26 protein-coding genes are annotated in these 25,993 nt (G+C 68.3%); 12 read left to right on the top strand and 14 right to left on the bottom strand.

Going from position 1 to position 25,993, the window contains the following annotated elements:
* Window positions 1-229: 229 nt before the first annotated feature.
* From VF330_RS24995 to VF330_RS24970, 7 genes are all read right to left on the bottom strand, one after another.
* Complete coding sequence (locus VF330_RS24995; RefSeq protein WP_330854107.1) at window positions 230-529, bottom strand: DUF1416 domain-containing protein; 300 nt, start codon at window positions 527-529, stop codon at window positions 230-232.
* Between the two features lie 3 nt (window positions 530-532).
* Entirely contained in the window at window positions 533-1,378 is an 846-nt protein-coding gene (locus VF330_RS24990) for a sulfurtransferase (RefSeq protein WP_330854106.1), read from the bottom strand.
* Window positions 1,379-1,407: 29 nt separating this feature from the next.
* On the bottom strand, window positions 1,408-1,845 hold the full coding sequence (locus tag VF330_RS24985; RefSeq protein ID WP_330854105.1) for a DUF4395 domain-containing protein: 438 nt from the start codon (window positions 1,843-1,845) through the stop codon (window positions 1,408-1,410).
* Between the two features lie 71 nt (window positions 1,846-1,916).
* On the bottom strand, window positions 1,917-1,988 hold the full coding sequence (locus VF330_RS42095; RefSeq protein ID WP_414675450.1) for a putative leader peptide: 72 nt from the start codon (window positions 1,986-1,988) through the stop codon (window positions 1,917-1,919).
* An 85-nt stretch (window positions 1,989-2,073) separates the two neighbouring features.
* Entirely contained in the window at window positions 2,074-2,484 is a 411-nt protein-coding gene (locus tag VF330_RS24980) for a thioredoxin family protein (RefSeq protein ID WP_330854104.1), read from the bottom strand.
* Window positions 2,481-3,314, bottom strand: a complete 834-nt coding sequence (locus tag VF330_RS24975) for a DUF2993 domain-containing protein (protein WP_330854103.1) — start codon at window positions 3,312-3,314, stop codon at window positions 2,481-2,483. Before VF330_RS24975 ends, VF330_RS24980 begins: the two co-directional genes overlap by 4 nt.
* Window positions 3,315-3,330: 16 nt before the next feature.
* The gene (locus VF330_RS24970) at window positions 3,331-4,047 is read right to left on the bottom strand and encodes an alpha/beta hydrolase family protein (protein ID WP_330854102.1); all 717 of its coding nucleotides are present in this window, start codon (window positions 4,045-4,047) and stop codon (window positions 3,331-3,333) included.
* Between the two features lie 174 nt (window positions 4,048-4,221).
* Between VF330_RS24970 and VF330_RS24965 the strand changes: the two genes are divergently transcribed.
* The 7 genes from VF330_RS24965 (at window position 4,222) to VF330_RS24935 (ending at window position 11,145) form a co-directional block, all read left to right on the top strand.
* Window positions 4,222-4,977 carry a response regulator transcription factor gene (locus VF330_RS24965; RefSeq protein ID WP_330854101.1) on the top strand — a complete coding sequence of 252 codons (756 nt, stop codon included), beginning with the start codon at window positions 4,222-4,224 and terminating at the stop codon, window positions 4,975-4,977.
* A 10-nt stretch (window positions 4,978-4,987) separates the two neighbouring features.
* A complete protein-coding gene (gene mshD / locus VF330_RS24960; RefSeq protein WP_414675449.1) occupies window positions 4,988-5,863 on the top strand; it encodes a mycothiol synthase in 876 nt (291 codons plus the stop codon).
* A gap of 199 nt (window positions 5,864-6,062) precedes the next feature.
* Complete coding sequence (pstS, locus tag VF330_RS24955) at window positions 6,063-7,178, top strand: phosphate ABC transporter substrate-binding protein PstS (protein ID WP_330854100.1); 1,116 nt, start codon at window positions 6,063-6,065, stop codon at window positions 7,176-7,178.
* Window positions 7,179-7,211: 33 nt separating this feature from the next.
* Entirely contained in the window at window positions 7,212-8,276 is a 1,065-nt protein-coding gene (gene pstC / locus VF330_RS24950) for a phosphate ABC transporter permease subunit PstC (protein ID WP_330854099.1), read from the top strand.
* Window positions 8,273-9,187, top strand: coding sequence for a phosphate ABC transporter permease PstA (gene pstA, locus VF330_RS24945; RefSeq protein WP_330854098.1), 915 nt, complete (start codon window positions 8,273-8,275; stop codon window positions 9,185-9,187). The genes pstC and pstA overlap by 4 nt, the downstream gene beginning before the upstream one ends.
* A 10-nt stretch (window positions 9,188-9,197) precedes the next feature.
* Complete coding sequence (pstB, locus tag VF330_RS24940) at window positions 9,198-9,974, top strand: phosphate ABC transporter ATP-binding protein PstB (RefSeq protein ID WP_330854097.1); 777 nt, start codon at window positions 9,198-9,200, stop codon at window positions 9,972-9,974.
* Window positions 9,975-9,984: 10 nt separating this feature from the next.
* On the top strand, window positions 9,985-11,145 hold the full coding sequence (locus tag VF330_RS24935) for a hypothetical protein (RefSeq protein ID WP_330854096.1): 1,161 nt from the start codon (window positions 9,985-9,987) through the stop codon (window positions 11,143-11,145).
* A 12-nt stretch (window positions 11,146-11,157) separates the two neighbouring features.
* On the opposite strand, the gene phoU is transcribed toward VF330_RS24935, so the two are convergent.
* From phoU to dusB, 5 genes are all read right to left on the bottom strand, one after another.
* Window positions 11,158-11,823 carry a phosphate signaling complex protein PhoU gene (gene phoU, locus VF330_RS24930; RefSeq protein WP_330854095.1) on the bottom strand — a complete coding sequence of 222 codons (666 nt, stop codon included), beginning with the start codon at window positions 11,821-11,823 and terminating at the stop codon, window positions 11,158-11,160.
* Window positions 11,824-11,895: 72 nt separating this feature from the next.
* A complete protein-coding gene (locus VF330_RS24925) occupies window positions 11,896-14,904 on the bottom strand; it encodes an LCP family protein (RefSeq protein WP_330854094.1) in 3,009 nt (1,002 codons plus the stop codon).
* Between the two features lie 298 nt (window positions 14,905-15,202).
* Complete coding sequence (locus tag VF330_RS24920) at window positions 15,203-16,114, bottom strand: GGDEF domain-containing protein (protein ID WP_330854093.1); 912 nt, start codon at window positions 16,112-16,114, stop codon at window positions 15,203-15,205.
* A 141-nt stretch (window positions 16,115-16,255) separates the two neighbouring features.
* Window positions 16,256-16,708, bottom strand: coding sequence for a hypothetical protein (locus VF330_RS24915; RefSeq protein WP_330854092.1), 453 nt, complete (start codon window positions 16,706-16,708; stop codon window positions 16,256-16,258).
* Window positions 16,701-17,822 carry a tRNA dihydrouridine synthase DusB gene (gene dusB / locus VF330_RS24910; RefSeq protein WP_414675448.1) on the bottom strand — a complete coding sequence of 374 codons (1,122 nt, stop codon included), beginning with the start codon at window positions 17,820-17,822 and terminating at the stop codon, window positions 16,701-16,703. Before dusB ends, VF330_RS24915 begins: the two co-directional genes overlap by 8 nt.
* A gap of 301 nt (window positions 17,823-18,123) precedes the next feature.
* Between dusB and VF330_RS24905 the strand changes: the two genes are divergently transcribed.
* Together VF330_RS24905 and VF330_RS24900 are read left to right on the top strand one after the other, a co-directional pair.
* Window positions 18,124-18,801 (top strand): DUF4241 domain-containing protein, encoded by a 678-nt coding sequence (locus VF330_RS24905; protein ID WP_330854091.1) that lies wholly within the window; start codon window positions 18,124-18,126, stop codon window positions 18,799-18,801.
* A gap of 54 nt (window positions 18,802-18,855) precedes the next feature.
* On the top strand, window positions 18,856-19,332 hold the full coding sequence (locus VF330_RS24900; protein WP_330854090.1) for a DUF6328 family protein: 477 nt from the start codon (window positions 18,856-18,858) through the stop codon (window positions 19,330-19,332).
* Here the strand turns inward: VF330_RS24900 and VF330_RS24895 are convergent.
* Window positions 19,297-19,992 carry a hypothetical protein gene (locus tag VF330_RS24895; protein ID WP_330854089.1) on the bottom strand — a complete coding sequence of 232 codons (696 nt, stop codon included), beginning with the start codon at window positions 19,990-19,992 and terminating at the stop codon, window positions 19,297-19,299. The genes VF330_RS24900 and VF330_RS24895 overlap by 36 nt on opposite strands.
* A 325-nt stretch (window positions 19,993-20,317) precedes the next feature.
* On the opposite strand from VF330_RS24895, the gene VF330_RS24890 reads away from it, so the two are divergent.
* Entirely contained in the window at window positions 20,318-21,757 is a 1,440-nt protein-coding gene (locus VF330_RS24890; protein WP_330854088.1) for an MDR family MFS transporter, read from the top strand.
* A 59-nt stretch (window positions 21,758-21,816) separates the two neighbouring features.
* On the opposite strand, the gene VF330_RS24885 is transcribed toward VF330_RS24890, so the two are convergent.
* The gene (locus VF330_RS24885; protein WP_330854087.1) at window positions 21,817-22,449 is read right to left on the bottom strand and encodes a DUF6416 domain-containing protein; all 633 of its coding nucleotides are present in this window, start codon (window positions 22,447-22,449) and stop codon (window positions 21,817-21,819) included.
* 1,106 nt (window positions 22,450-23,555) lie between these two features.
* Between VF330_RS24885 and VF330_RS24880 the strand changes: the two genes are divergently transcribed.
* A complete protein-coding gene (locus VF330_RS24880) occupies window positions 23,556-25,328 on the top strand; it encodes an ATP-dependent nuclease (RefSeq protein ID WP_330854086.1) in 1,773 nt (590 codons plus the stop codon).
* Between the two features lie 12 nt (window positions 25,329-25,340).
* A partial coding sequence (locus VF330_RS24875; protein WP_330854085.1) for a DNA cytosine methyltransferase occupies window positions 25,341-25,993 on the top strand: 653 nt, incomplete at its 3' end.

The raw sequence follows: 25,993 nt of genomic DNA, 5'->3' as shown, positions 1-25,993 counted from the left end.
GTCAAACCGCCGAAAAGCGTGGCGGTTTGACACCCCTCCCTGCTTGCAGCGAGTGCTTCGCACGGCTCGTGACGGGACCACCCCACCGGAACCTTGCGTTTCAAGCCAAAGCCAAGACGGCTCGGCTTCGCCTTCGCGCCTGGCTCGCCTTCGGCTTCGCGTGCCTGGGGCGTCATGTGGAAGGCCCCGGCGGTGCCAACCGCCGGGGCCTTCCACATTCCGAGCAGGTCTAGGCGACCGCGATCTCCACCGCGTGCACGCCGGGGCCGTCGGCGGACACGGCCGCCTGGCCGTTGCCCGACTTGTGCAGGGCGCGGACCGTCCAGGAGCCGGGGGCCGCGAAGAAGCGGAAGTCGCCCTCCGGGGAGGAGACGACCTCTGCCGTGAACTCGCCCGTCGAGTCGAGCAGGCGGACGAACGCGCCGCCCACCGGGGTGCCGTCGGCCAGGACCTTGCCCTCCAGGACGGTTTCCTTCGCCGAGACTTCGATCGTGCCGCCCTGTACGGGGGCGCCGCAGCCGTCGCTCATGTCTTAGGCCTCCTTGCCGGAGCCGAGCTCGATCGGCACGCCGATGAGCGAGCCGTACTCGGTCCAGGATCCGTCGTAGTTCTTCACGTCCTCGTGGCCGAGGAGCTCGCGCAGGGCGAACCAGGTGTGGGAGCTGCGCTCGCCGATGCGGCAGTAGGCGATGGTCTTGCGGCTGCCGTCGAAGCCCGCCTCCTCGTAGAGGGCGCGGAGCTCGTCGTCGGACTTGAAGGTGCCGTCCTCGTTGGCCGCCTTCGACCACGGGACGTTCACCGCGGACGGGATGTGGCCGCCGCGCTGGGCCTGCTCCTGCGGGAGGTGGGCCGGGGCGAGCAGCTTGCCCGAGAACTCGTCGGGGGAGCGGACGTCCACCAGGTTCTTGTTGCCGATGGCCTCGACGACCTCGTCGCGGAACGCGCGGATCGAGAGGTCCTGCTCCTGGGCGGAGTACGTGGTCGCCTCGCGGGTGACCTCCTCCTTGTCCAGGGGGCGGCCGTCGAGCTCCCACTTCTTGCGACCGCCGTCGAGGAGCTTGACGTTCGTGTGGCCGTAGAGCTTGAAGTACCAGTAGGCGTAGGCGGCGAACCAGTTGTTGTTGCCGCCGTAGAGGACGACGGTGTCGTCGTTGGAGATGCCCTTGGCCGAGAGCAGCTTCTCGAAGCCCTCGCGGTCGACGAAGTCGCGGCGGACCGGGTCCTGGAGGTCGTTCTTCCAGTCGATCTTCACGGCGCCGGGGATGTGCCCGCCGTCGTACGCGGTGGTGTCCTCGTCGACCTCCGCGAAGACGACGCCGGGCGTCTGGAGGTTCTCCTCGGACCAGGCGGCCGAGACCAGCACGTTCTCACGGCTCATGGGAAGTTGCTCCTGTAGTAGTGCGTGTCTTATTGCGGGCGGGCGTTGGCGGGTGCGTACCGGCGCAGCAGCAGGTACATCTCGCACCCCAGGCACAGGCCGAACGCGGCGTTGAGCAGCGCGGCCACCAGTGCCATGCCGGTCGCGACCATGCCGAGCGTGGTGAGGCCCGAGGCGTAACCGAGGGTGCCGATCAGTGCGAAGACGAACCCGACGCCCTGCGCGAACCGCAGCGGGGCGGCTTCCTCGCGTTCGGTGGTCGGGGTGAGGCGCGGCTGGATCGCGTAGCGGTAGACGTGTCCCCACGGGTTGAGCTTCAGCGAGATGAACGCGCACATCGCGAAGAGCACCGTCTGGGCGGCCAGCAGCCGCCACCAGCCGGTGAGCAGCACGATCGCGAGGATGACCGTGGTCATCCAGGCGGAGAAGCGCGGTCCGCGCGGGTCCACTGGTTTGTCCTTGGGCACGACGACCTCCGGGCATACGGACGAGAGCGTTCAGTCCGGCAGAGGTAGCTGATGGGCGTCAAGCGGCCCAGTCAGCCCGTCGTGCGACACAGGCTGCTGCGCACGCGGCACAGGTCAACCGCGCGTCGCTTCGTGAGCAGCATGGTCATGCCAGCGAGGGTAGCTCCCAATCCCTCGGTGCGGGAGGTATGTCCATCTGGTGGAACAACGCAGGTTCACCCGACCGGATTAGGGCAAATGTGGGCGCAGGGCGTCCAGCAATGCGTCGCGTTTCGGCACTCCGCCGACGCGCAGCAGCTCGGTTCCGTCGGCCGCGAGCGCGAGCGTCGTCGGGGTGCGCATGACGCCGAGCTGGGCGGCCACGTCCGGCAGGTTCGTGACGTCGAGCTCGGCGTGCGTCAGGCCGTCGGTGCGGTCGGCCAGGTCGCGCAGAACCACCTTCGCGTGCCGGCACGGCGCGCAGAACGTAGTGGAGAGCTGGACCAGCGTCACCCCCGGCGCGAGCAGGTCGCGCACGGGGGCCGGCAGGTCGGCGGAGGGCTTGGCGGAACGGGAGATGCGGCCCTCCCTGACCTTGAGCAGCACACCGATCGCGCCGGCCACGGCCAGCGCGCCCAGGAGCGCCCACACGCCGGTCATCGCTGGCTCAACGGCACGTCCGCGATCTCGCCGCTGAGCTTGAACGAGCCGCTCTCCACCTCGACGGCCGTCGGCGTCGCGCCGAACGGCAGCGTGCCGGGGTCGATCTTGATCGCGAGGGCCTGGCGCAGCTGCGGGATGATCTGCTTCAGCGAGGCGTCGTTCAGCTCGATGTCGTCGATGTTGATCTGGATCGCGCCGCTGACCAGGGCGATCTGGCCGTAGGCGGTGAGCGTGACGACCTTGCCCGCGACGTTGGTCTCGCCGGAGAGCTTGACCGCGGCGGTCGTCTTGGGCGCCGCCGGGTCGGCAGGGGCCTGCGTGGCGACGCGGTTGTCCGGCTCGATCGAGAGCTTGTCGAACGGCGTCACCTGGTTCGCGAGCCGGTTCAGGTCGAGCGCCTTGATCCGCACGCTGCCCTTGACGGTGTCGATGGTCGCCTTGGAGACGTTGCCCGCCAACAGGTCCGAGAGCTCCACGCGGGTGTGCAGCAGGTCGGCCTCGACGTCGAGGTCGCGCAGGTCGACGCCCTGCTGCTCGTCCTTGATCGGCACGCCGTACGCGCGGATCTCCACGTGCTGGTAGTCGCCGCGCAGCGCCTGGAGGATGAACGGGAACCCGTTGATCCGCACCGACGGGTCTTCCTTGAGCTGGAGCTTCTCGCGCATCCGCTGGGCGATCTGGTACTCGCCGGCCGCCGCCAGCGCGAAGTCGGCCGCGACGAGCAGCACGCCCAGCACGATCACCGTGATGACGAGGAACTTGCCGCGCCGCGACTTCTTCCTCGGCTTGGCGCGAGCCGGGGTCTGGCCGGAAAACCCTGCAGTCATCCCTCGTCCTTCGGGTTCAGTGCTCGATCTTCGCGGCGGTCCACGCCGCCATCCGGTCTACCAGGTCGGGAGTCGAGGCCGATTCGGCGTGCCGCATGCCCTTCTCGATCCACAACTCGCCATGTCCCGAGGACGCGCGGTGCAGCGACCTGGCGTGCTCCACCCCGAAATAGTGGTCCAGGTCACCGTGCACGATCAGCAGTGGGGTGGGCGTGATGCGCCCCACGACCTCCAGCGGGCTCTCCGGCGCCTGTACCCAGCTGCCGCCGAGCCGAACCCCGATGGCCCGCGCGGCGAGCTTGCCGTGCGGCTGCTCCAGCAACCAGTGCACCCGGCGCATGGGAGCGGTCTCACGTGACCACCACCGCGCGGGCCCGCTCACCGAGACGACGGCGTCCGGCCTGGTCTCCCCCAAGGCGGCGTGCCGCAGGACGATCGACGCGCCCATCGAGAACCCGACCGTGGCGACCTTGCGGTAGCCCAGCGAACGGGCCTTCCGCACCGCCGCCTCGATGTCGTGGACCTCGTCCGCTCCGACGGTGGAGAGCCCGCCGGACCGCCCGTGGCCGCGGAAGTCGAACGCGACCACGCCCCCGCGCCGGGCCAGTCGAGCGAGCACGCGGGCGACGTACGGCTTGGTCACGTTGTTCGTGAACCCGTGGCCCACAACGAAAGCAAGGCCGTTGTCACCCTTGTGGTGGACGCCCCACAGCCGCACTCCGTCGTGTGACATGGATGTAACAGGCGTGACGCTTGTGGAAACAACTGTGAGCACGGCTTCTTGACCTGGGACTTTCTCGGGGTGCACCGGTATCGTCTCCGTCATCCGCAGGCAACGGGGCCCGGTCACCGTACGCCGCTGGTCTGGTCGTGGTGACCGACCACGGCCGATTTGGAGGGCGCCGCGATGAGCATCGACGTGCTTCTGCTGACGACAGACCCGGACCCGGAGGCGGTTCTCCCCGCACTGGCTCTGCTCCCGCACGCCGTGAGGCCGCTGCGTCCCGAGGTCTCCGCGCTCCTCGAAGCCGGACCCCACGACATCGTGCTGGTCGACGCCCGCACGGACCTGGCGGGCGCCCGCTCGCTGTGCCGCCTGCTCGACTCGTCCGGCGTGGACGTGCCCGTGGTGGCGGTCGTCACCGAGGGCGGTCTGGTCGCCGTCAACTCCGACTGGTCGGTCGACGAGATCCTGCTGCCGGCCTCCGGTCCCGCCGAGGTCGACGCCCGCCTGCGCCTGGTGCGCTCGCGCCGCGGCTCCACGCAGCCCGGTGGCGACGGCGCGCTGCAGCTCGGCGACCTGGTGATCGACGAGGCCACCTACACCGCGCGCCTCAAGGGCCGCCCGCTCGACCTCACCTACAAGGAGTTCGAGCTCCTCAAGTACCTCGCGCAGCACGCCGGCCGGGTCTTCACCCGCGCGCAGCTGCTCCAGGAGGTCTGGGGCTACGACTTCTTCGGCGGCACCCGCACGGTCGACGTCCACGTGCGACGGCTGCGCGCCAAGCTCGGCCCCGAGCACGAGGCGTTGATCGGCACCGTCCGCAACGTGGGCTACAAGTTCGTCCGCCCGCCGCGTCCCGGCTCGTCGCGCCGCCCGGCCGACGTGGCCGAGGTCGACGACGTCGTCCGCGTCCTGGATGAGCACCTGATCACGCGGTAGGTTCGCCGGTGTGGCGCAACTGAGCTGGTTCGACGAGCTGACGACCGAGCAGGCCGCCGAGGTCGGGCGGCTGCTGACCGCCGCGGAGGACTCCGACGGCGTGGCACCGGTCGGCGAGGCCGTCCGGCTGCGGATGCGTCCCGGCGCCACCGGCAGCGGGCACCTCCTCGCGCACCTGGACGGCGAGCTCGCCGGGTACGCGCACGTCGACCTGGTCGGCGACTCGGACGGCAACAAGGTCGCCGAGCTCGCCGTGCACCCGGCGCACCGCCGCCGGGGCGTGGGCACGGCGCTGGTGGAGGCGCTCCCGCAGGAAGGCCTGCGGATCTGGTCGCACGGCGGCCGTCCCGGCGCCGCCGAGCTCGCGGAGAAGCTCGGCCTGGGCAAGGTCCGCGAGCTGCTGCGCATGCGGCTGCGGTTCGAGGGCGACCTCGCCGAGCCGAAGCTGCCCGACGGCGTCACGATCCGGGCGTTCGCGCCGGGCAGGGACGAGGCCGCGGTCGTCTACGTGAACCACCGCGCGTTCGACTGGCACCCCGAGCAGGGCTCGATGTCCATCGAGGACGTGCGCGCGAAGGAAGAAGAGGACTGGTTCGACCCCGAGGGGTTCCTCCTCGCGTTCGACGCCGGCGACAAGCTCGTGGGCTTCCACTGGACGAAGGTGCACACGCCCGAACTGGGCGAGGTGTACGTCGTGGGCGTCGACCCGGACAACCAGGGCGGCGGTCTCGGCAAGGCGCTGACCCTCGCGGGCCTGCACCACCTGCGCGGGAAGGGCGTCGAGCAGGTGATGCTCTACGTCGAGTCGGACAACACCGCGGCGGTCCGCGTCTACACCAGGCTCGGCTTCACCCTTTGGGACGCGGACGTTCAGTACGCGCGGTAGTCAACGTACCGTCACAAAACGCATACGCCCTGGTCACGCGCTCACTCTTTCGGCCGTGTGACCGGTCACTTCCCGTTCGGTGTTCACCTCCCGTTCACCCGGTCTAGGTGGTCTGTCCACTCTGGCTACTTACCTTTCCGTAGCGAGCGGCGACGTCCGTCGCGAAACCGCTACTGCTTCCGCAAGGTGGAGGACCAAGGTGAAGATCCAGCGGCACGGTGCCGTGCTCGGCCTCGTCGCGGCCAGCGCGCTGCTGCTCGGTGCGTGTGGCTCCGACAACAACACGGGCAGCACCACGGGTGGCAGCACCACCTCGAACGCTGCCTCCGTGCCTGTCGAGTGTGGTGGCAAGACCAAGCTGAACGCTGAGGGCTCCTCCGCGCAGAAGAACGCGGTCGACGCGTTCGTGCAGGCCTACCAGGCCGCCTGCCCCGGCGTGGACCTCGCGTACAACCCGTCCGGCTCCGGCGCGGGCGTGAAGAACTTCAACGCGGGCCAGGTCGACTTCGGCGGCTCCGACTCCGCCCTCAAGGACGGCGCCGAGACCGAGGCCGCCGCCAAGCGCTGCCAGACCAACCCGGCCTGGAACCTGCCGCTGGTCTTCGGCCCCGTGGCTGTCGGCTACAAGGTCTCGGGTGTGGACAGCCTCGTGCTCGACGCCAAGACGACCGCCGCGATCTTCTCCGGCACCGTCAAGAAGTGGAACGACCCGGCCATCAAGGCCCTGAACGGTTCCGCGAGCCTGCCGGACAAGGACATCGCGGTCATCTACCGCTCGGACGAGTCGGGCACCACCGACAACTTCCAGAAGTACCTCAAGGTCGCCGGTGGCTGGACCAAGGGTGACGGCAAGCAGTTCAAGGGCGGTGTCGGCGAGGGCAAGGAGAAGTCCGCCGGCGTCGCGCAGGCCGTCGGCTCCATCGACGGTGCGATCACCTACGTCGAGTGGTCGTTCGCGCAGGACAACAAGCTCTCGATCGCCAAGATCGACTCGGGTGCCGGTGCCGTCGAGCTGACCGCCGAGTCGGCCGGCAAGGCCATCGACGGCGCGAAGGTCAAGGGCGAGGGCAACAACCTGGTCCTCGACCTCGACTCGATCTACGGCTCCAAGGCCGCCGGTGCGTACCCGCTGCTGCTCGCGACCTACGAGATCGTGTGCTCGAAGGGCTACGACGCCGACACCGCGAAGGCCGTCAAGGCGTTCCTCACGGTCGCCGCCACCTCCGGTCAGGCCCAGCTCGCCGAGGCCGGCTACGTGCCGCTGCCCAAGGCGTTCCAGGACAAGATCCTGACCGCTGTGAAGGCGATCGCCTGAGGTTGATGCGAAACTTCGGCTGACACAGACGCGATGAACGATCCCGTCGTGGCCAAGCGCCCCGCCCGCTCCGGCGAGTCCGGAGCGGGCGGGGGCGTCGCGGCTGCTCCCCACGCCTCGGAGGCTCCGATTCCCCCGACACCGGAAGCTCCAGAAACGACCAAGGCACCTCACGTCCGGCCTGGTGACCGCATCTTCCGCGGCCTGGCGACGGGGTCCGGTGTCTTCATCGTCGTCCTCATCGGCGCGATCGGCCTGTTCCTGATCCTGCAGGCCATCCCGTCGCTCGGGCTGGACAACGTCAACTTCCTGACCAGTCGCGAGTGGAACACCACCGACCCGGCCAACCTGCGGTTCGGCATCCTCGACCTGACGCTCGTCACGGTCGTGGTCGCGCTGCTGGCCCTGCTGATCGCCATGCCGATCGCGCTGGGCATCGCGCTGTTCCTCACGCAGTACGCGCCGCGCAACCTCGCCCGGCCGTTCGCCTACGTCGTGGACCTGCTGGCGGCCGTGCCGTCGATCGTCTTCGGCCTCTGGGGACTGTTCGTGCTCGGCCCGGTGCTGTACCCGTTCTCCGAGTGGCTGATCGAGAACCTCGGCTGGATCCCGATCTTCGCCAAGGGCAACGTGAACGTGCAGCTCGGCGGCACCGTCTTCACCGCGGGCATCGTCGTCGCGGTGATGATCCTGCCGATCATCACGGCCGTCAGCCGCGAGGTCTTCGAGCGCACGCCCACCATGCACGTCGAGGGCGCGATCGCGCTCGGCGCCACCAAGTGGGAGGTCGTCCGCACGACCGTCCTGCCGTTCGGCAAGGCCGGCTACATCAGCGCCTCGATGCTCGGCCTCGGCCGCGCGCTCGGCGAGACCATCGCCGTCGCGATCATCCTGAGCACCGCGACCGCCTCGTTCGGCTGGTCGCTCTTCGACGGCGGCTCGACGTTCGCCTCGAAGATCGCGCTCGCCGCGCCCGAGTTCAACGACCCGCGCTCGGCAGGCGCCTACATCGCCGCCGGTCTGGTGCTGTTCGTGCTGACCTTCGTCGTGAACGCCATCGCGCGCTCGATCGTCGCCGGCCACAAGGAGTACGAGTGAGCACGAACCTCGCGGATCCTCAGCGCCTCGCGACGCCGCCGACGTTCCAGGCGGTCAGCGTCTCGCGCCGGATCAAGAACGGCCTCGCCACCACGCTCGTCTGGGGCGCGTTCCTGGTCGCGATCATCCCGCTGGTGTGGGTGCTCTACACCGTCGTCCAGCGCGGCTTCCCGGTCATCCTCGACGGTGACTGGTGGCAGAAGTCCATGTCGGGTCTGCTGGCCCGCCAGCAGGGCGGCGGCGCGTACCACGCGATCTACGGCACCCTGGTCCAAGGCCTCGTCTGCGCCGTGATCTCGGTGCCGATCGGCATCATGATCGCGATCTACCTCGTCGAGTACGGCGGCCGCTCGCGCCTGTCGAAGGCGACGACGTTCATGGTCGACATCCTCACCGGTGTCCCCTCGATCGTCGCCGCGCTGTTCGTCTACACGGTCTGGATCACGACGTTCGGCCTCGGCCGCAGCGCGTTCGCCGTGTCGCTCGCCCTGGTGCTGCTGATGGTGCCGGTCGTCGTGCGCACGACCGAGGAGATGCTCAAGATCGTCCCGGACGAGCTGCGCGAGGCCTCCTACGCGCTGGGCATCCCGAAGTGGAAGACGATCGTCAAGATCGTCATCCCGACCGCGCTGTCCGGCATCCTGACCGGCATCATGCTGGCCCTCGCCCGCGTCATGGGCGAGACCGCGCCGGTGCTGGTGCTCGCGGCCTACGCGCCGTTCATCAACTACAACCTGTTCGACGGCCCGATGGCCTCGCTGCCGTTGATGATGGTGAACGAGCGCAACAACCCGACGCAGGCGGGCTTCGAACGCATCTGGGGCGCGGCGATCACGCTCGTCGTCCTCATCACCCTGTTCAACCTCCTGGCGACCGTGATCTCGCGGGCGCTGGCGCCGAAGACGAAGTGAGCGGGCGGACATGGCCAAGCGACTCGACATCAAGGACCTGAACCTCTTCTACGGCAAGTTCCACGCCGTGGAGAACGTCTCGCTCGCGGTGCCGCCGAAGAACGTCACGGCGTTCATCGGCCCCTCCGGCTGCGGCAAGTCGACCGTGCTGCGTTCGCTGAACCGCATGCACGAGGTCGCGCCCGGTGCCCGCGTCGAGGGCAAGGTGCTGCTCGACGGTGAGGACATCTACGCGTCCACCGTGGACCCGGTCGAGGTGCGCCGCACCATCGGCATGGTGTTCCAGCGCCCCAACCCGTTCCCCACGATGTCCATCCGCGACAACGTGGTGGCGGGCCTCAAGCTCGCGGGCGTGAAGAACAAGAAGGAGCTCGACGAGGTCGCCGAGCGCTCGTTGCGCGGCGCCAACCTCTGGAACGAGGTCAAGGACCGCCTGGAGCGTCCCGGCGGCGGCCTCTCCGGTGGTCAGCAGCAGCGCCTGTGCATCGCCCGCGCCATCGCGGTGCAGCCCGACGTGCTGCTGATGGACGAGCCCTGCTCGGCTCTGGACCCGATCTCCACGCTGGCGATCGAGGACCTGATCACGGAGCTGAAGAAGGAGTACACGATCGTCATCGTGACCCACAACATGCAGCAGGCCGCGCGCGTGTCCGACCAGACCGCGTTCTTCAACCTGCTGGGTGTCGGTCAGCCGGGACAGCTGATCGAGGTGGACGACACGGAGAAGATCTTCTCCAACCCCGGCCAGAAGGCGACCGAGGACTACATCTCCGGCCGGTTCGGCTAAATTTCTGCGGGTGAGTCCGCAGAGCAAGTCCCGCAAGAAGAAGCAAGGCAAGGCACCCGGCCGCAGGCCCGAGCAGAAGTCCCCGTACGGGGCGCTGCTCGAGTCGGCGGCCGCGCTGCGTTCGGAGTCGTGGCTGCTCGCGGACGCGTGGGCGAGCGAGCTCTACGCGACGCTCTGGCTCGCCGGCTCCGGTCACACGCCGATGGTCGAGGCCCTGAAGGCGATGGACGACCCCGCGGCGCTCACCGCGTTGCGCGCGCTGTCCGGTGTGGGCTCCGCCGAGCACCGGGCGGAGGCCTTCGCGGCGGCGGAAACCGTTGCGGCACGCGGTGTCGCCGAGCCGTCCTGGTACGTGCCCGGCACCGCGGCGGACTTCCGCGACGCCTTCCTCGTCACGAACCTGCTGGGGGACGTGGAGGTCGTCGCGATCACGCAGGAACGCGCGGGCGTCGGCGAGACCGTGCTGTTCATGCGCCAGCCGGTGCTCGGCGCCACCGCCATCGAGCTGTTCTCGACGCCGGACGAGGGCACCGTGGCGCTGCTGGAGGACATGATCGCTTCGACACCGGACGCCTTCCAGGACGCCGTCACGCCGTTGAGCGCGAGCGACGTCTACGACCGGGTGTGGCCGGACATCGAGCAGTTCTGGGAGGAGGGGCCCGACGAGGAGACCGAGGAAGGTCTCATCGGGTCCGAGGACGTGCGGCACCCCGTCCAGCTGATCGCCCTCGCCGACGCGCGCGTGAGCGCGTTGGTGCCGAGCGGGTACGTGATCCCGTCGATCAGTCCGGAAAGGACGGACGAGGTCGTCGAGGCGTTCCTGGCCTCGGAGCACGGGATCGCCGACGTCGAGGCCGCGCGGGCGTTCGCGCGCATCGTCGCCTCCTCCGCCGTGGAGCAGAACCGCGACCCGGTCGTCTACGGCCCGGCGTCGCTCACCGCGGTGCTGATCCTGAACGTGGCGGCGAAGCTGCACGTGTCGGACGAGGACCTGGCTCTGCTGCCGGAGATCGTGCGCGCGTGGGCGTACTTCACCGCCGACGCGCGGGACCTGCCGCGGGACGAGGCGCGGGCGGCCTGGGACGAAGAACTGCCCACCGTGCTCGCCGAGTTCTCCGAGGCTTACGCCGACCCGGAGCTCGAAGCGGAGCGCGATGGGCAGTTTCGCTGAGTAAGAGGGACTCTAGAGGTTCTCGTCGTCGCCGTAGCCGGGCATCCGGCCGGTGACGACGAAGACCGTGCGCTTGGCGACCGACACGGCGTGGTCGCCGTAGCGCTCGTAGAAGCGGCCGAGCAGCGTGACGTCCACCGCGCTCGGAACGCCGTGCTGCCAGTCCTTGTCCATGATCACCGAGAACAGGTGGCGGTGGATGTCGTCCATCGCGTCGTCCTCGTCCTCGAGGTTGCGCGCGCGGTCGACGTCCTTCTCGCGGATGATCTCCGCGGCCTCCTTCGCGAGCTTGACCGCGATCCGGCCCATCTCGCTGAAGTACGGCTGGACGTCCTCGGGGATCGCCGAGACCGGGTGGCGGCGCCGTGCGGCCTTCGCCACGTGCAGGGCGAGGTCGCCCATGCGCTCGACGCTCTCGGCGGCGTGGATCACCGCGAGCACGGTGCGCAGGTCGGTCGCGACCGGTGCCTGCAGAGCGAGCAGCGCGTACGACTGCTCCTCGATGCTGGAGCGCACGTCGTCGACCAACTGGTCACCGCTGATCACCTGCTCGGCGAGACCGAGGTCGGCCTGCAGCAGGGCAGCGGTCGCGTTCTCCATCGCCTCGGCGACCATGCCGGTCATGTCGGCCAGTCGTTCGGCGAGCTCTTGTAGCTGGTCGTGGTAGGCCTCGCGCATGGCGCTCAGCCTACGTCCCGACCATCGCGGCAGCGACATGCCAGGATGAACCCGAGGTGAACCCCAGGCGAATCACTTCGCCGCGCAGGGGTCCTGTGCCGCGTTCACAATGGACAGGTCCTTGCCGGGCTCCGCCTGGGTGTTCCCCTGCTGGGGAGTGCCGCCCGCCTGCGGCGCCACGATCTTGTCGTCGAAGTTCGCACCGAGCGTCAGCTCGATCGCGCCGCCCATCTCCGGGGCCTCCACCAGTTCCGCACTGGGCACCGCGGCCTTCAGCGTGGCCGCCTTGTTCTCGTTGCCCTTCGCGTACCTGATGACGGTCTTGGCGGCGTCCGCCGGCGCGTTGCCGCGCTTCGCGACCTGGAACCCCTTCTGCTGCAACGCGTTCGCCGTCCGGTCGGCGGCGCCGCCGTTCGTCGGGTCCCCGTTGAGCACCTGGATCGTGACCTGCTTCGGGTCACCCACCGTGCCGGGCTGCTGCTGCGCGGGAGGGGTGTTCTCGCCGGGCTTCTGCTCGCCGACCTTCTCCTGCGGCAGCGGCGTTCCGTCGATGATCGTCTGGAACAACGCCTTGATGTCGTCGTCCTTGAGGCGCTCGATGTTGTCGTCGTTCGACTTCGTCGGGCCCTCGTCGGTCCAGTGCGGCATCGTCACGAACGAGACGCGGCCGGCGTCGAGGCTCTGCAACGAGTTCGCGAGCTCCAGCAGCGAGGCGACGTCGATGTTGTCGCCGACCGTGGACTTCGTGAGCGCGTTGATGAAGTTGTTGAGCTTCGTCGGGCTCAGCAGCACCTCGTTCGACAGCGCCTGGCGCAGCATCGCCGAGAGGAAACCCTGCTGCCGCTTGATGCGGTCGAAGTCCGTGCCGCCGTCGCCCTTCGCCTGGACCTTGCGGGCTCGCACGTACTGCAGCGCCTGGTCGCCCTTGAGGACGTGCTTGCCTGGCTTGTCGATCACCACACCGAGCTCGTCGTCGACGATCTTGGTGGGGGTGCAGATCTCCACGCCGCCGATCGCCGTGGACATCTCGCGGAAGCCGACGAAGTCGATGCTGACGAAGTGGTTGATCTTGAGGCCGGTCATCTGGGTCATCATGTTGGCCACGCACTCGGGTCCGCCGTCGTTGTAGACGGAGTTGGCCATCACGTCGTTCGCGGGCGCCAGCGGACCGGCGTACTGGCCGTTGTCCGGGTTCCACGCTCGGCACGCCGGCCGGGCCACCCGGACATCGCGCGGCAGTGACACGACGACCATGCGCTTCCGGTCGGCGGGGATGTGCGCGAGCATGATCACGTCGGACCGCGCACCGCCCTCCTGCGCCTGCGACCCGACGTTGTCGCCGGGCTTCGCGCCCGCCCTGGTGTCCGAGCCGACCAGCAGGAAGTTCTCGTCGCCGAGCTGCTTCTCCGCCTGCTGCACCGCCTGCGAGTTGCCGCCGAGCGCGTCGATCTTCTGGATCTTCGAGTCGGCCCACTGCATCGCGGCCCAGCCGATGCCGGTCGAGGCGAACACCGCGGCCGCGGCGGCGACCGCCGAGATCTTGGCGCCGCGCATCAGCCTGCGCTGCTTGGGCGTGCGGCCGGGCAGCAGCCGCGGCTTGCCCTCGGAGTCGGTCTCGACGACGACCGGGTCGGCGAACTGCGTCGCCTCCTCGTCGTCCTCGCCGTCCTTGACCCACGGCATGAGCTTGGCGCGCCGCTCCTTGCGCAGGCGCTCCTGCTCGAGCAGCTCGTCGTGGACCGCGGAGAACCGGGCGAGGGTGTGGTCCACCTCGCGCCGCTTCTTCACGTCGTCGCCGATGGCCTCCATCTCGGTAGTGAGGCTCAGCGGGTCCATCTCTTCGCGCTTCTCGACCTTGGCCACCCCCGCCGCCGAGGCGATCTGGGTGGCCTCGGGGCCGGGACCGTCGGAGTCTGGCTCCTCCGGCGCGGGCGCGTCGGGCACGCCGAGCCGGTTGGAGATGCCGCCGCCACCGGCGCCGGGCATCGGGCGGGGACCGCTCGACTCGGCTCGCGGGGGCATCGGCCGGGGACCGCTCGACTCCGCGCGCGGCGGCATCGGACCGCGGCCCGGCACGTCCCCGTTCGGGGGCTTGGGGCGGCGACCCGTCGCGTCCGGCCCCTCGGCAGGGGCCTGCGGGCGGGCGATCGAGTTCGACGACGTGGCGTCCCCCGCCAGGAGGCGCCGCGGTGCGGGACCGTCCTGGGCGGGCGGCCGCTGGAGGCCGGGGTGCGCCGCGTCGGGGGCCGGCGGGCGCGGGATGCCGTTGGACGACGGCGCGTCGCCGGGGGCGAGCCTGCGCGGCGGAGCGCCACCGGCGTCCGGCCTGCGCACGGTGCCGGTGGGCATGCCCGCCTCCGGCGCTCCGGGCGCTGGACGCCGCGGGATGCCGTTCGCGGACGGGGCGTCGCCGGGGGGCATGCGCCGCGGGTCACCGGGTGCCGGTGGCCGGGGCATGCCGCTCGCCGGCGGTTCGCCGGGCGCGGGCGGGCGCGGGATGCCGTTGGACGACGGGGCGTCGCCGGGAGCGACCCTGCGCGGCGGTGCGCCGGCCGGGCCCATCTCGCCGGGCGCGGGACGTCGCCTCGTGCCGGTCGGGTCCGCCTCGGGAGGCCGGACCGCCGGGTTCTGCGGTGCGGGCGCCGGGCGGCGCTGCATGCCCGTCGCGTCCGGGCGCGGCCGCTGGCCGGTCTGCTCGCCGGGAGGCCGCACGGCGCCGTTCGGAGGCCCGGCGGGGGCGTCCGGCACGCGTCGCCTGCCGCCCTGCTCGCCGGTGAAGCCCTGCGGAGGCGCCTGCTCCGGCCGCGGGCGCGTGCCCGTCTGCTCACCCGGTCGGTGAGCGGCGGGCGGCTGCTGCCGCGGGCCCTGGGGCTGTGCCGGTTGCTGGGGTGGCTGCTGGGGCTGCGGCTGCTGCGCCGGGGGTTCCGGCAGAGCGCGCCTGCCCGTGGCAGGTGGGTCGGGCAGGGCACGCCTGCCTGTCGTGGGAGCGTCGGGCGAGCCTGGCGGGACGGGCCGGGGGATGTTCGTCCTGCTGTGCTGCTCGATGAGGTCCGAGACGCTCAGGCCCCCAGCGCCTTCCATCGAGCGACGTCTACGGCCGGTCGGCTGGTCGTGCTGGGGATCCTGATCACCGCGGGAAGAGGGGCCGCCACGTCGGGGGTCGTCGGGCACCCAATCTCCCTTCTGGGTCAGATGCAAAAGCGGATCGTCATTACGAAGTGACGACGACCGGGACACAAGGGTTGCATCACCGGCGTGTCAGTTGCGCCCGCGATACTACGGATGTAGCCGACTTCTGACGACCACTCCGGGTGATACAGCTGCGATCAGTACGCGATTACGCGCAGTCTGCTTGCCCTGAACGGGTGAGCCAGCTCACTCAGTAGTAACCGAGAACACGTGATTCGCCCACGGCACGCCTGCCCGCGGCAGCGCCTGCGAGCCGGACCCGTCCGTCGGCACGGTACGCCACCGCGTTGCGACCTGACTGCTTGGCCGTGTACAGGAGGCTGTCGGCCCGCAGCAGCTGCTGCTCGGCGCTGACCGCCGGGCGCTCGGGAGCCTCGTCCGCGGGCGGCTCGTACGCGAGCCCCGCGCTGACCGTCACGCGCAGGCCGGGAGCGATCTCCTGCCAGGCGTGACGCTCGACACGTTCGCGGGCCGCCTCGGCGATCTCCACGGCCGAGGCGGCGTCGACCCTGGGCAGCACGAGCACGAACTCCTCGCCGCCGTAGCGGGCGCAGAAGGCGTCCTCGGGCAGCTCGCACTGCAGCAGCTCCACGACGCGCTGGAGCACGCGGTCGCCGAGCAGGTGACCGAAGGTGTCGTTGACCTGCTTGAACCAGTCGAGGTCGATCAGCGCGATGGCCAGCCCGTGCCGGCACGCGCCGTGCTCGGCCAGCAGGTCCATCAGCCGCTGGTCGAGGTAGCGGCGGTTGTAGGAGTCGGTGAGGCTGTCGCGCAGGCTCTGCTCGCGGGCCTCGGCGTGCTCCCTGCGCAGCCGGTCGACCTCGCGCCGGAGCTGCTCGGGGACGTGCGGCTGCTCGACCTGGTCCGCGTGGACGAGCTCGAGGGCGGAGCGGAGGTGCTGGTACGCCTGGCGCCACTGGCCGCGGGAGGCGAGCAACGTCGCGATGGACTCGTGCAACCCGACGAGCCCCGGCCCCTGCCGGTCGACTCCGGCGTCGGACGGCTGGGGCTGCTGGGGGTTCTGCTGAGCGGCGTTCTGGTGGGTCGCCTGGGGCGTTTTCTGGGGCGTCTTCTGCGCGGTCTCGGGTCGCAGTGCGGTCATCGCGGTCACCTCCTCACTTGGCAGGTGTCGTCCCGCGAGAGGCGCCGCTTGAGCTAGAAGGACACGAGCGGGCGGGATTTCCCCCGTCCGGTTGACCGTCGCCTGCTCCGATCCAGTGAGCTTGGAAGATCAACAACCCGTTCAGCCACCGAGGCAGGGCGCGAACCCGTACACCTCGTCGTCCAGCAGCACGACGTGCACGGATCCGATCTGGTTGCCGACCACCGCACCCTCCTGGCGCAGCGTGATCGTGACCGCCACGACGTAGACGTCACCGCGCGGATGGGTCTTGTCGCCGGGGGGTGTCCAGTCGGCGTCGGTGCGCAGCGTGGACCAGGTCGGCTCGACCTTGATGGTGGCCCCGCGCAGGTCGCACGTCTTCTGCCGGAAGTCGGGGTGCTGGGTGTCCTTGAGCAGCTTGGACTGCTGGGACACGCCCTGGTCGCCCGCCTTGTTCAGGCGCTCGTAGAACTCCTTGAACTTCGCCCGGTCCCCGTCGCTGAGCGTCGCGGCCCTCGGGGTGCCCGCGACGGGACCGGCACAGCCCGCGAGCAGCGCGAGCGAGGCGACGAGTAACGCGATGCGCTCAGCCACCGGAGTGCATCACGTCCGCGCCGGCGGGGACTGTCGCGTCCTCGGGGTCGTCGAGCCACCCCTCTGGCAGCACGACCTTCGCCGCGGAACCCTGCCTGCCGCGCGGCCCCTCGGCGTTCTCGGGGAACGGCACGCTCGGGTCGAGCTGCCCGATGAGGTCGTCCAGCTGCTGCAGGCTCGACACCATCGCGAACGCCCGCCGCGTGTCGCCGCCGACCGGGAAGCCGTGCCAGTACCAGGCCATGTGCTTGCGGAGGTCCCGCAGGCCCTTCTCCTCGCCGTAGTGGGCGGCCAGCAGCGTCGCGTGCGTGCGCAGGACGGTGGCCACCTCGCCCAGGCTCGGCCCCTCGGGCACCGGCTCGCCCCGGAACGCCGCCTGCAGGTCCCGGAACAGCCACGGCCGGCCGAGGCACCCTCGTCCGACGACCACGCCGTCGCACCCGGTCTCGGCGACCATGTCGAGGGCGTCCTGGGCGCTGAAGATGTCGCCGTTGCCGAGCACCGGGATGCCCGTCACGGCCTCCTTGAGCCGGGCGATGGCCGTCCAGTCCGCCTTGCCGGAGTACCGCTGCGACGCCGTGCGCGCGTGCAACGCCACGGCCTGCGCACCCTCGTCCTGCGCGATGCGACCGGCGTCGAGATACGTCAGGTGCTCGTCGTCGATGCCGATGCGGAACTTGACGGTGACCGGCATGTCCCCGGCGTTGCGGACGGCGGCCCGCACGATCTGCCGGAACAGCTCCCGCTTGTACGGCAGCGCCGCCCCGCCGCCCTTGCGCGTCACCTTGGGCACGGGGCAGCCGAAGTTCATGTCCATGTGGTCCGCGAGGTTCTCGTCCACGATCATCTTCGTGGCCTCGCCGACGTTCTCGGGGTCGACACCGTAGAGCTGCATCGACCGAGGGCTCTCGCTCTCGTCGAACGTGATCATGTGCATGGTCATCGCGTCGCGCTCCACCAGCGCCCGCGCGGTGATCATCTCGCAGACGTAGAGCCCGGCCCCGTACTGACGGCACAGCTGCCGGAACGCCACGTTGGTGATGCCCGCCATGGGCGCCAGCACGACGGGCGGGTCGACGGCGAACGGGCCGATCTTGAGGGTGGGAACGGACACGCCCTCCAGGTTACGGCACTGACCTGCCGTGATCTTCGTCGAGCGGAGCGGTTCCCGCCGCAGCGGCCGTCAGCGGATCGTGCGTCCGCTGGGCGAACGCGCGCCGCCGTTACAACCGCGTCAACTTTTCTGAGCCGTGATCCCGGCCGGGACGGCCTCCTCCGCCGACGGGATCCGCATCGCCGCAGGGTCGCACCCGTGCGGGTCGCCCGAGGCCCTCCGCGCCGGGCGCGCACACCCCTGGTGCCCCGATCGGGTGTCGGAGGCTTCTGCCAACATGCCCTCAGGAGGTGGCCTACGCGTGGGGGCGGTTGAACTGATCAGGACCGGGTTCGAGCGGTTCTTCGTCGACGGACCGGTCGGCAAGCCGACCGGAGGTGGCGAGCAGCAGGTCGTCACGGTGCGGCAGGTCGGTGAGCTGGCACTGCCGACGGGCAGGCTCGTCGCGGCCGACCCGTTCGTGCTGTGGCCGGAGGACGCCGAGGCGTTCACCGAGGAGGTCCCGCCGGGCCGGTACCCGGTGTCGGTCTCGCTGGTCTCGTGGATCGACGGCGACGGCTTCCCGGACGTGCGGCAGGGCTACCGCGTCGCCGCGGCCAAGCTGACGGTGCGCGACGAGCCCGCCTACTCGTGGAGACCGGCCGTGGTGCCGGGCGAGCACGTGCCGATGCTGCCCGTGATGCCGGAGTTCGGCTACGACGTGAAGTCGAGCACCGGCGCGTTCTTCGACCTCTCCGCCGCGGCCGCGCTGGACCGCCTGGCCAGCGACGACGAGGTGGGCAACTGCGACCTGATCGACGCGCTCGGCGCCGTCGGCGGCGGCCGCGGTCCCGCCAACGTGATCGACCCGCTGACGGGCCTGAACGTCGTGGCGTTCTCGACGGGCTGGGGCGACGGCGTCTACCCGACGTGGGTGGGCCGCAACACCGCCGGCGACCCGGTCGCGTTCGTCACGGACTTCTTCGTCATCAACCGTTAGCCGCGTAGCCCGAACGGCCCGTTTCAACCGGCCGCCGCCGGGTACGCGACTGCCGTGAGCGAAGCCGAGGAATCCCACCAACGCAGACTCGCCCGCAACGTCAACGAGCTGCTCCAGGAACTGCGCGTGGCCCAGGCGGGCGTGCAGATCCTCTTCGGCTTCCTGCTCTCCATAGCGTTCACCGACAAGTACGCCTCGACCAGCGACTACGTCCGCGTGACGCACCTGGCGACGGTCCTGTGCGCCGCGATCGCCGTCGCGTTCCTCACCGCCCCCGCCGCCTGGCACCGCGTCCTCTTCCGCCAGGGCCGCCGCGAGGACATCGTCCGCTACGGCAACACGTTCGCCCTGGTGGGCATGGCCTTCCTCTCGCTGGCGATGACCGGCACGGTCCTCATGCTGGCCGAGGTGATCCTCGGGCTGTGGCCGTCCATCGTGGTCGGTGTCGCGGCCTTCGTCGTCTTCAGCGGCCTGTGGTTCGCCCTGCCGTCCCTCTCATCCGAGCGTGCTCAGCACCGCGAGAGCCCCTAGCCCCAGTGCCACCGGCACGGCCGTCAGCACGGTCCGCCTGGTGGGTTTCCGCTGCTGACCGATCACCCGGACGCCCAGCGGCACCAGCGCGACGCACAGCCCGGCGGTCCCGACGACCGACAGGACCTCCGTGCCCTTCAGCACCCCGAGCGGCAGCAGTCCCGTGGTCGCCAACGCCACCACGCGCACCTTCCCGAGGACCCCGCCGAGGTGGCTCGCGACCGCCAGCACGAACCAGCCGAACGGGATCGTGAACGACAGGAAGCTGAACAGGTGCAGCTCCCCGTACCCGCTCGCCACCAGTTCCGTGGCGCCTTCCACCCCGAGGTGCTCCACCGCCGTGAACGCCGCCTGGTCCGCCCCGGCGTGGAACGTCCGCTCGAAGAGCCCGACCGTCACCAGCACCCCGGCCCAGGTCGCCCAGCCGGGCCTGCGCACCCCGATGCGCTGCACGAGATACGCCACCGCCGCCCACAGCACCACGTTCCCGGCCAGGAACGCCGTGTAGGCGGCCCTCACCAACGCCGGGTGCTCCGCCACGGCCCGCAACTGGTCCGGGAAGAAGAAGTGGAACGGCGACCGCAGCAACGTGCCCACCAACACCAGCACGGGCCCGGCCACCAGCGCCGAACCCCCGACCCACCCGTTCGGAAACCTCATGCACGGCAACGCTTCCACCGCCCGCGGCCGGCCGGATCGGCCCGTGGTCCGAACCCCGTCCCGGACCACGGGCCGAGGCCGCCGGAAATTTCTCCGGCGCGGATGTCGATTCCGCCACCCCGCCGTTCGACGTCTGGTCAGGAGGACGAGAGCCAGATCCGCCGATGGCGGAATTGGGGTGAGGACGGCCCGCCGATGAGGAACACTTCGGACACACCGATGAGTTCTGTCAGAGCTGCCGGTCTCCACCGGTGTCACGAAGAACGTCGACGACGGCTGCCTCGGCCGCGAGACGACCGCGCCAGCAACCTAGTGAGGGCCTGACATGCCTGCAGCGATCCAGGAACGACCGACCGCACAGACGGGCCGAACACCGCTCGTGGTGCGCCTGCTGGTGCTGGCGACGTTCGTCGTGATCCTCAACGAGACGCTGATGATCAACGCGATCCCGCGCCTGATGGAGTCGATGCACGTCACCGAGCAGGCGGCGCAGTGGGTCTCCACGGCCTTCATGCTCACCATGGCGGCGGTGATCCCGGTCACCGGCTGGTTCCTGCAACGCGTCACCACCCGCCAGGGCTACGCGAGCGCGATGGGCGTGTTCCTGGCCGGCACCGCCCTCTGCGCGGTCGCCCCGACGTTCACGATCCTGCTGATCGGCCGCATCGTCCAGGCCGCCGGCACCGCCGTGATGATGCCGCTGCTGATGACCACCCTGATGACCGTCGTGCCCGAACGCGACCGCGGCAAGGTGATGGGCAACGTCACCCTGGCCATCTCGGTAGCCCCGGCCCTGGGCCCGGCCATCTCCGGCCTGATCCTGCAGCTGGGCTCCTGGCGCCTGCTGTTCGTCGCCGTCCTGCCCATCGCGGGCGCCGTCACCCACTTCGGCCTGCGCCAGCTCACCAACATCGGCGAACCGAAGGTCAGCACCATCGACTGGGCGAGCGCGGCCATGGCCACCCTCGGCTTCGGCGGCCTGGTCTACGGCCTGAGCCTGTTCGGCGAGGGCGAGCTCGGCTCCAGCATCGGCATCGTGGCAGCCGGCGCCGTCACCATCGCCCTGTTCGTCTTCCGCCAGGTGAAACTGCAGCGCACCGACTCCCCGCTGATGGACCTGCGCACCCTGAAGCACCGCACGTTCGCCCTGTCCCTGGTCCTGATGTGCGTCGCCTTCCTGGCCATGATGGGCTCGATGATCCTGCTGCCCTTGTACCTGCAGAACCTGCGGGGCCTGACCCCGTTGCAGACTGGCCTGCTGCTAATGCCGGGCGGCCTGGCCATGGGCCTGCTGGGCCCGACAGTCGGCCGCCTCTACGACCGCCTGGGCAGCCGCCCGCTGATCATCCCGGGCTCCGTGGCCATCGTGCTGTCACTGGCCGGCTTCACCCAGGTGTCGACTTCCATGCCCTACTGGCAGATCCTGGCCCTGCACGCGCTGCTGATGGTGGGCTTGGCCGCGACGTTCACCCCGATCTTCACCCTGGGCATGGGCGCGCTGCCGTCCTCCCTGTACCCGCACGGCAGCTCGATCCTCGGCACGTTGCAGCAGGTGGCGGCAGCCGTGGGCACCGCCCTCGTGGTGACCGTGATGTCGGCGCGCGCCAGTGACCTTGCCTCGGCCGGTGTTTCCGCGGATGCGGCGCAGTTGAGCGGGATGAGGCTGGCGTTCGTCGTGGCTGCCGGGTTGGCGGTGGTGACGATCGTGGTGGCGGCTCTGCTGCCGAACCGGACCAGTGGGTCCGCGGAGGGCGTGCACCACTGACCGGTCTTTTGAGACGCCCCCAGGTCTGTTGGCCTGGGGGCTTCGCTTTGGACGGACCGCTACGGGCTCAGCCGCTCCTCCTGCGGGCGTCCACCCCACCTCGCCCGAGCCGGCCGGAAGAGGTCGGCGACCTCGTCAGTCATCCAGTACCGCGCGTTCTCGCCCTCGGCGTAGTCCCATGCCCACAGCCACGGTCGTCCAGCCGCCTGGCAGTGCCGGCCTGGCCACCCGAGGACGCCCGCAACGCTTTGCTTGCCGGCGGGCAGGTCGAGCAACCGACCCAGTTCGTCGCCGTTGAACTTCGTCCCGGGGTTGTCGATCAGCACCGAGAACAGAGCTTTGGCCGTCTCGCTGAACTTTCTCCAGAGCGCCTCGGTCAGCTCGTCGTCCGAAGAGCTCCACGCGGCCAGCTGACCGGGTGACCCGTCCGTCGACGGGACCGCCCGCATCGCAGGCCTGATGTCAACCAAGGCTGGCTCCTCGCTGTGCAAGTAGGGCAGGCAGGCTCCGTGGCGGAGATCGACACCATGGAGTCGCTCGATAGCCGTTCGCACGGCAGCGTCAGTGACGGTGACGTCTCGAGCCAATTGGGCAGCAACCCACCGGTCGACCTCTTCGCGGCTCGTCTCGCCGCTCAGAAGGCGCATGAATTGCGACTCGACATCAGCGCGGGACACACCGACATGGCTCACGGGAGCAGTTTTACAGGAGTAAAGCGTGGGCAGGCTGTGTCAGCGATCTTGAAATGCGAAACCCCCAGGCCTGTGACCTGGGGGTTTGGTGGGCCGCCAGGGACTCGAACCCTGAACCCGAAGAGTAAGAGCACTCGCTTGGCGTTGTTCGCTGATCTTCCTCGACAACGCTCACTACCTGCGCGGATGCCGTATTGATCTGAGCACTGTGGACAGTCGCTTCTCGACGTCTGTCGTCGTTTTGTGAGGGTTAAGTGTGGGTTGATCTTTGTCTCTTGGACCCGCCCATACCCATGCCACCATCCCGACACTGAGCCTCGAACACGGCCGGTGGCGCTTGTTCCAGCTTTGGCGCGGCGCTGCCGGCCATTGCCGTGTGGGCGATGCTGTAGCTGAGTGAGGTGCCGGGTTCCAGCGGCGACTATTCAGGGCACCGAACGTGTGCCACGCGTGCGGGTATCAACCTGCCGCCTCTTACTACCGCTGGTTTGGCCGTAGCCTCGGGTGCCCCGGCGACACCTGTTGAGTCGATGGTCAGAGGCTGCCAGCTACGGACCTCTTCGAGCAACTGGCTTCCGCAGTGCTGAGACGCCAGGAACTGTGGGCCACATGGTTCGGTGGCAAGGCGGCGCAGCCGTCGCGGCAGTCGAGCGCCGTGCACAGCCGCCTGCGGTGACCGCGCTGGCGCTCGTTGGGAGTCGGGACGAATCGGAGCTCGGATCGTGCAAGCAGACAGCTGGCGTCCGAGGTCCGGCGCGCAGCGCCGCCCGGCCGACCGGCGGAGCGAAGCGGATGCCGGGAGTGCCGGGATGGATGTTGGCGCAGCGCCAGACCGCACGCGCCGCCAGCGGCGGCGCCTTGATCCCGTAGAGCCAAATTCTGCAATCCAGTGCTGGGAACGTTGCATAGACGGTGACTGCTGTGTGGACGTGCGGCGAGACTCGGTTGGCGGGAGGGCGAAGCGCGCACCGTGATCATCTGTCGGCTACCTACATTGTGGACGCGAAGTCGACACCTGAACGTGTCAATCCTGCGATAGGAGCTAACGCAGTCGGCACGCCATACGATGTCTGATGCGTAGTTCAAGAGCGACCGCAGGGGTGCATGTGGACAAGACGCACAAGGCTCTATCCAGCATGCTGGAGGCCGGGAAGTTCGAACCGTTTATCCGACACATTCGGTTTCCGTATTTCCGTAACATTCGGGAAGGAACACGGGTCGACTTCACTCACCCCATCACAGCTCTTGTTGGACCGAACGGAACGAATAAGACTGCAGTGTTGCGTGCACTGCAAGGATGTCCCGATTACTACAACGTAGGACAGTACTGGTTCTCGACAAGCCTCGACCCTATCGACAATGTGGATAGGCATAGGTTCATTCACGGGTACATTGCTCCCAGTACTGGGCAAGTTGTTGAGGTGATCAAAACTCGAATTGTTCGAGGAGAGAATCCGGATTACTTTGAGCCATCTCGCCCCATTATTGGTGACGGGATGCAGGCGGTGGAGAAGCTGAAGCCGGGCGAGACTCTTCCGTCGGAACGAACTCAGACCCGCTGGAAAGCAATCAAGAAAACAGTTGAGTATCTGGACTTCAGATCCGAGCTATCTGCCTACGACAAGTTCTTCTTTCACGTTCCCTATCGCAAGGGTGGGGCGACACTCACCGAGAAGAAGGCGTTCATTAGACGTCGCTCGCCGCATATCGCTGAGTCTCTGGCGAGCGGGCGTGCGGAGCACTCCTTCTTCTCGTCGCCCAGAATCGTGTCTCCCGGCGTGGATGCCACCGAAAGACAGTGCTACTGGATTTCTCGGATTCTTGGCAGAAAGTACGAGAAGATCACTTTCTTGACTCATAAGTATCTTGATGTCGAGGGCTCTACGGTGATACTAAGGTACTTCGGTCTGCGTTATTCTGAGGCATTCGCTGGGAGTGGCGAGTTCGCGGTTGCGATGCTTGTCAAGAAAGTGAGCGAGGCCAAGGACGGCTCGCTGATACTTCTGGATGAGCCTGAGGTCTCACTTCACCCTGGGGCGCAAGGCCAGCTCATGGAATTCTTGGCGGAGCAGTCGAAGCTAAAGAAGCTTCAAATTGTGATCTCTACACATTCGCCTGAGATAGTGCGCGGTCTGCCACCTGAGGCGATCAAAGTCTTTCATTCTTCTGCGGCAGATGGAAAAGTCGAGCTTGTCTCTCAGGAGTCTGACGCGTCTGAGGCGTTCTTCCGGCTTGGTGTACGTTTGGCGCAAGAAAAAACTATTTATGTCGAAGATAAGCTGGCTCAAGCGATTGTTAGGCGCGCCATACGACCGCTGGGTGAATCGGCAAGTGCGCAGCTTAAGATCGCCTCCCTTCCGGGAGGTGCTGACGGGATCCAGCAACGCTTCGTTCCTGCATTTGCTCTCGCGGAAAATGACAGGAGTCTTGTCCTGCTGGATGGGGATAAGAAACCAAAGGAAGACGCTGTCGAGCCGTCAAAGGTCTCCGAAGACAAGCTTGAGGAAGTAGTGACACTCCAGCTTGGCGGAAAGCCACAGCTTTCGCTAAACGGTGCGGGCGGTGTCGCGGCGGCAGGTGACAAAGAGAAGCAGCTAAGGGCCGTGCTCGCCTGGATATATGCAAACGTCGACTATCTGCCGGGGGACACTCCTGAGGCGCTACTGCTTGAGATGGAAGGCCTGGCTGCAGAGGTTGATGGAGGCAAGGAGGACTGGGTTACCAGAACTGCCAGGGCATTGGGAAGAGAGGAATGGGAAACTGTTACCTCTGCCGAGATTCTCACGGAGCAGGAAAGAGCGCTAGCTGCTATTGAGGACTCGAACCCTGTGTTAGAGTATGTCCGCGCTCGGGTTAGGGCGTTCCTGGAACAGCACTGACGGCGAGGCACGATGACGATCGCGGTTGTGGACTTCTTCTCCGGTTGCGGCGGGACAAGTCTCGGCTTCCGCGATGCCGGGATGTCGATCTTGGCTGGAATCGACAACGATCCAGAGGCTGCGGCGACGTACCGGGAGAACTTTCCCGAAGCGAAGTTCTTCGAGCGTGACATTCAGTCTCTGGATGTTGAAGAGATCGCTAAGATCCTTCCCAAGAAGCAGCCTGTCTTGTTTTCCGGATGTGCACCGTGTCAGCCCTTTTCTAAGCAGAACAGATCTTCAGGTAAGAAGGATCCGCGGCGCTTTCTGCTGGCTGAGTTCCAACGTTTTATTCTTGCGCTAAGTCCCGATTATGTGGTTGTTGAGAACGTACCGGGTTTGCAAAAAGTCGGTCGCACTGGTCCTTTTAATTCTTTTGTCCGTGCTCTCAAGAAGCACGGTTACGATGTTACTTGTCAAGTGCTCTCTGCCCTAGATTACGGCGTTCCTCAAGTTCGCAAGCGGCTTGTGCTCGTTGCGGCTAAGAATACGGTCGCAATGCTGCCGCAGCCTACGCACGGTCCTGGCGGGCAGAAGACTCCGACATTTGCCGACTGGGCCAGTCAGTTGCCTCCTCTGAAGGCAGGGGAAGCAGACGAGAATGACCCAGACCATGCAGCAATGGG

Source organism: Lentzea sp., from assembly GCF_036380075.1.
Lineage (GTDB): Bacteria > Actinomycetota > Actinomycetes > Mycobacteriales > Pseudonocardiaceae > Lentzea.
This window is presented reverse-complemented; position numbering and strand designations above follow the sequence as displayed.

Coding starts and splice junctions, on each gene's coding strand:
- VF330_RS24995 (WP_330854107.1), bottom strand. CDS start 529: ATGAGCGACGGCTGCGGCGCCCCCGTACAGGGCGGCACGATCGAAGTC.
- VF330_RS24990 (WP_330854106.1), bottom strand. CDS start 1,378: ATGAGCCGTGAGAACGTGCTGGTCTCGGCCGCCTGGTCCGAGGAGAAC.
- VF330_RS24980 (WP_330854104.1), bottom strand. CDS start 2,484: ATGACCGGCGTGTGGGCGCTCCTGGGCGCGCTGGCCGTGGCCGGCGCG.
- VF330_RS24975 (WP_330854103.1), bottom strand. CDS start 3,314: ATGACTGCAGGGTTTTCCGGCCAGACCCCGGCTCGCGCCAAGCCGAGG.
- VF330_RS24970 (WP_330854102.1), bottom strand. CDS start 4,047: ATGTCACACGACGGAGTGCGGCTGTGGGGCGTCCACCACAAGGGTGAC.
- VF330_RS24965 (WP_330854101.1), top strand. CDS start 4,222: ATGAGCATCGACGTGCTTCTGCTGACGACAGACCCGGACCCGGAGGCG.
- pstC (WP_330854099.1), top strand. CDS start 7,212: ATGAACGATCCCGTCGTGGCCAAGCGCCCCGCCCGCTCCGGCGAGTCC.
- pstB (WP_330854097.1), top strand. CDS start 9,198: ATGGCCAAGCGACTCGACATCAAGGACCTGAACCTCTTCTACGGCAAG.
- phoU (WP_330854095.1), bottom strand. CDS start 11,823: ATGCGCGAGGCCTACCACGACCAGCTACAAGAGCTCGCCGAACGACTG.
- VF330_RS24925 (WP_330854094.1), bottom strand. CDS start 14,904: ATGGAAGGCGCTGGGGGCCTGAGCGTCTCGGACCTCATCGAGCAGCAC.
- VF330_RS24920 (WP_330854093.1), bottom strand. CDS start 16,114: ATGACCGCACTGCGACCCGAGACCGCGCAGAAGACGCCCCAGAAAACG.
- VF330_RS24895 (WP_330854089.1), bottom strand. CDS start 19,992: ATGAGGTTTCCGAACGGGTGGGTCGGGGGTTCGGCGCTGGTGGCCGGG.
- VF330_RS24890 (WP_330854088.1), top strand. CDS start 20,318: ATGCCTGCAGCGATCCAGGAACGACCGACCGCACAGACGGGCCGAACA.